The sequence below is a fragment of the Loigolactobacillus binensis genome, from assembly GCF_005405165.1.
GTDB lineage: Bacteria > Bacillota > Bacilli > Lactobacillales > Lactobacillaceae > Loigolactobacillus > Loigolactobacillus binensis.
Genome location: NZ_BJDN01000053.1, coordinates 1 through 4,982, shown reverse-complemented (window position 1 = coordinate 4,982; position 4,982 = coordinate 1). Strand labels below are relative to the sequence as shown.

3 rRNA genes are annotated in these 4,982 nt (G+C 50.1%); all 3 read right to left on the bottom strand.

The window, feature by feature from the left end:
- Positions 1-117: ribosomal RNA gene (gene rrf, locus FFM78_RS13395) — 5S ribosomal RNA — on the bottom strand.
- An 81-nt stretch (positions 118-198) separates the two neighbouring features.
- A 23S ribosomal RNA gene (locus tag FFM78_RS13390) occupies positions 199-3,120 on the bottom strand.
- Between the two features lie 217 nt (positions 3,121-3,337).
- Positions 3,338-4,907: ribosomal RNA gene (locus FFM78_RS13385) — 16S ribosomal RNA — on the bottom strand.
- The 16S, 23S and 5S rRNA genes sit together here, the layout of an rRNA operon.
- Between the last annotated feature and the right edge of the window lie 75 nt (positions 4,908-4,982).

Below are 4,982 nucleotides of genomic sequence, written 5' to 3'. Positions count from 1 at the left end.
GCGTGGCAACGTCCTACCCTCGCAGGGGGTGCTCCCCCAACTACTCTCGGCGTTAAGAAGCTTAACTTCTGTGTTCGACATGGGAACAGGTGTATCCTTCTTGCTATCGCCACCACACCACTTTCTGAGAACGTTCTGCTCTCAAAACTGGATATTCAATTTCTTGCCGTTGAATTAACCCTACATTTTTCATGCTACTTGGTTAAGTCCTCGACCGATTAGTATTGGTCCGCTCCATGCCTCACGGCACGTCCACTTCCAACCTATCTACCTGATCATCTCTCAGGGGTCTTACTTCCATAAAGGAATGGGAAATCTCATCTTGTGGGGGGCTTCACACTTAGATGCTTTCAGCGTTTATCCCGGCCATACTTAGCTACCCAGCGATGCGCCTGGCGGCACAACTGGTACACCAGCGGTATGTCCATTCCGGTCCTCTCGTACTAGGAACAGCTCCACTCAAATTTCCTACGCCCGCGACGGATAGGGACCGAACTGTCTCACGACGTTCTGAACCCAGCTCGCGTACCACTTTAATGGGCGAACAGCCCAACCCTTGGGACCAACTACAGCCCCAGGATGTGATGAGCCGACATCGAGGTGCCAAACCTCCCCGTCGATGTGGACTCTTGGGGGAGATAAGCCTGTTATCCCCAGGGTAGCTTTTATCCGTTGAGCGATGGCCCTTCCATACGGAACCACCGGATCACTAAGCCCGACTTTCGTCCCTGCTCGACCTGTAAGTCTCGCAGTCAAGCTCCCTTATGCCTTTACACGCTATGAATGATTTCCAACCATTCTGAGGGAACCTTTGGGCGCCTCCGTTACTTTTTAGGAGGCGACCGCCCCAGTCAAACTGCCCACCTGACACTGTCTCCCGCCACGCTGAGTGGCGCGGGTTAGAGGGTTCATACTGCAAGGGTAGTATCCCACCAATGCCTCCACCGAAACTAGCGTTCCGGCTTCAACGGCTCCTACCTATCCTGTACAAGCAGTACAAACACTCAATATCAAGCTACAGTAAAGCTCCATGGGGTCTTTCCGTCCTGTCGCGGGTAACCCGCATCTTCACGGGTATTATAATTTCACCGAGTCTCTCGTCGAGACAGTGCCCAGATCGTTACGCCTTTCGTGCGGGTCGGAACTTACCCGACAAGGAATTTCGCTACCTTAGGACCGTTATAGTTACGGCCGCCGTTTACTGGGGCTTCATTTCTGGGCTTCGTACCGAAGTACTAACTCATCCACTTAACCTTCCAGCACCGGGCAGGCGTCAGCCCCTATACGTCATCTTACGATTTAGCAGAGACCTGTGTTTTTGATAAACAGTCGCCTGGGCCTATTCACTGCGGCTGATCGTTAGATCAGCACCCCTTCTTCCGAAGTTACGGGGTCATTTTGCCGAGTTCCTTAACGAGAGTTCTCTCGCTCACCTGAGGATACTCTCCTCGACTACCTGTGTCGGTTTGCGGTACGGGTAGTTTATTTCTCACTAGAAGCTTTTCTCGGCAGTGTGACATCAAGGACTTCGCTACTTAAATTCGCTCCCCATCACAACTTGTCCGTTCAGGTGTAAGCATTTGACTCACACCAAGACTTGTTGCTTAGCCGCACCTTTCCAATCGTGCGGATCCTTTAGCCTCCTGCGTCCCTCCATCGTTCAAACAAAATAAACTAGTACAGGAATCTCAACCTGTTGGCCATCGCTTACGCCTTGCGGCCTCAGCTTAGGTCCCGACTAACCCTGGGAGGACGAGCCTTCCCCAGGAAACCTTAGTCATACGGTGGACAGGATTCTCACCTGTCTTTCGCTACTCATACCGGCATTCTCACTTCTAAGCACTCCAGTTGTCCTCACGATCAACCTTCAACGTCCTTAGAACGCTCTCCTACCATGACCACTAAGTGGTCATCCACAGTTTCGGTATTATGTTTAGCCCCGGTACATTTTCGGCGCAGGGTCACTCGACTAGTGAGCTATTACGCACTCTTTAAATGGTGGCTGCTTCTGAGCCAACATCCTAGTTGTCTATGCAACCCCACATCCTTTTCCACTTAACATAAATTTGGGGACCTTAACTGGTGGTCTGGGCTGTTTCCCTTTCGACAATGGATCTTATCACTCACTGTCTGACTCCCGGATAATTCATCAATGGCATTCGGAGTTTATCTGAATTCAGTAACCCAAGACGGGCCCCTAGTCCAAACAGTGCTCTACCTCCATGATGGTCAATTCCGAGGCTAGCCCTAAAGCTATTTCGAAGAGAACCAGCTATCTCCAAGTTCGTTTGGAATTTCACCGCTACCCACACCTCATCCCAGCATTTTTCAACATACACGGGTTCGGTCCTCCAGTGTGTTTTACCACACCTTCAACCTGGACATGGGTAGGTCACTTGGTTTCGGGTCTACGTCTACATACTGGCCGCCCTATTCAGACTCGCTTTCGCTACGGCTCCGGTTTATCACCTTAACCTCGCATGCAAACGTAACTCGCCGGTTCATTCTACAAAAGGCACGCTATCACCCATTAACGGGCTCTAACTAATTGTAGGCACACGGTTTCAGGAACTGTTTCACTCCCCTTCCGGGGTTCTTTTCACCTTTCCCTCACGGTACTGGTCCACTATCGGTCACTAGGTAGTATTTAGCCTTGGGAGATGGTCCTCCCAGATTCCGACGGAATTTCACGTGTTCCGCCGTACTCAGGATCCTGAACGGAGAGCCGTTGATTTGACCTACGGGACTTTCACCCTGTTTTGTTTAGCATTCCAACTAACTCGGTTATCAACGACTTTGGTAACTCCAAAGTTCAGTCCTACAACCCCACAGCGCAAGCGCCGTGGTTTGGGCTGTTCCCTGTTCGCTCGCCGCTACTTAGGGAATCGAAATTTCTTTATGTTCCTGCAGGTACTGAGATGTTTCAGTTCCCCACGTTTACCTCTCATCAGCTATGCATTCACTCATGAGTAACCAACGACTAAGTTGGCTGGGTTCCCCCATTCGGAAATCTCCGGATCAAAGCTTACGTACAGCTCCCCGAAGCATATCGGTGTTAGTACCGTCCTTCATCGGCTCCTAGTGCCAAGGCATCCACCGTGCGCCCTTCTTAACTTAACCTATTTGATACCTAACGGTATCACGGTTAGAGTTTAGCGATTAAGAAATACTTTCTTAAAAAACTCTTTAAAACGCAGTGTTAATTCTCGGTTTATAATTTTCACATTATTACATAGAAATTGAATATCCAGTTTTCAAAGTACAACGTTTGAGAGTAGACCTCTCAAAACTAAACAAATCTTCGACAAGTGTGTAGGTTTCCGTAATTATTCCTTAGAAAGGAGGTGATCCAGCCGCAGGTTCTCCTACGGCTACCTTGTTACGACTTCACCCCAATCATCTGTCCCACCTTAGGCGGCTAGTTCCCTAAAAGGGTTACCCCACCGACTTCGGGTGTTACAAACTCTCATGGTGTGACGGGCGGTGTGTACAAGGCCCGGGAACGTATTCACCGCGGCGTGCTGATCCGCGATTACTAGCGATTCCGGCTTCATGTAGGCGAGTTGCAGCCTACAATCCGAACTGAGATCGGCTTTAAGAGATTAGCTTACCCTCGCGGGTTCGCAACTCGTTGTACCGACCATTGTAGCACGTGTGTAGCCCAGGTCATAAGGGGCATGCTGATTTGACGTCATCCCCACCTTCCTCCGGTTTGTCACCGGCAGTCTGACTAGAGTGCCCAACTAAATGCTGGCAACTAATCATAAGGGTTGCGCTCGTTGCGGGACTTAACCCAACATCTCACGACACGAGCTGACGACAACCATGCACCACCTGTCACTTTGTCCCCGAAGGGAAAGCTGTATCTCTACAGTGGTCAAAGGATGTCAAGACCTGGTAAGGTTCTTCGCGTTGCTTCGAATTAAACCACATGCTCCACCGCTTGTGCGGGCCCCCGTCAATTCCTTTGAGTTTCAACCTTGCGGTCGTACTCCCCAGGCGGAATGCTTAATGCGTTAGCTGCAGCACTGAAGGGCGGAAACCCTCCAACACTTAGCATTCATCGTTTACGGTATGGACTACCAGGGTATCTAATCCTGTTCGCTCCCCATACTTTCGAGCCTCAGCGTCAGTTACAGACCAGAAAGCCGCCTTCGCCACTGGTGTTCTTCCATATATCTACGCATTTCACCGCTACACATGGAGTTCCACTTTCCTCTTCTGCACTCAAGTTTCTCAGTTTCTAATGCACTTCTTCGGTTAAGCCGAAGGCTTTCACATCAGACTTAAAAAACCGCCTGCGCTCGCTTTACGCCCAATAAATCCGGACAACGCTTGCCACCTACGTATTACCGCGGCTGCTGGCACGTAGTTAGCCGTGGCTTTCTGGTTGGATACCGTCAAAGGACTAACAGTTACTCTAGTCCCTGTTCTTCTCCAACAACAGAGTTTTACGATCCTAAAACCTTCTTCACTCACGCGGCGTTGCTCCATCAGACTTGCGTCCATTGTGGAAGATTCCCTACTGCTGCCTCCCGTAGGAGTTTGGGCCGTGTCTCAGTCCCAATGTGGCCGATTACCCTCTCAGGTCGGCTACGTATCATCGTCTTGGTAAGCCGTTACCTTACCAACTAACTAATACGCCGCGGGTCCGTCCAAAAGTGACAGCCAAAGGCCGTCTTTTACATCCTGACCAGGTGGTCTGAATGGTTATGCGGTATTAGCATCTGTTTCCAAATGTTATCCCCCACTTAAGGGTAGGTTACCCACGTGTTACTCACCCGTCCGCCACTCACGTCAATCAACGTCCACTGCAAGCAGCTTCGGTCGACGTCAGTGCGTTCGACTTGCATGTATTAGGCACGCCGCCAGCGTTCGTCCTGAGCCAGGATCAAACTCTCATATAAGATGAAAATTGATTGCTCAATTGATTTTGTTGCTAGCGAGTTATAATTCAAATTGAATTGACTTCGCAAATGTTT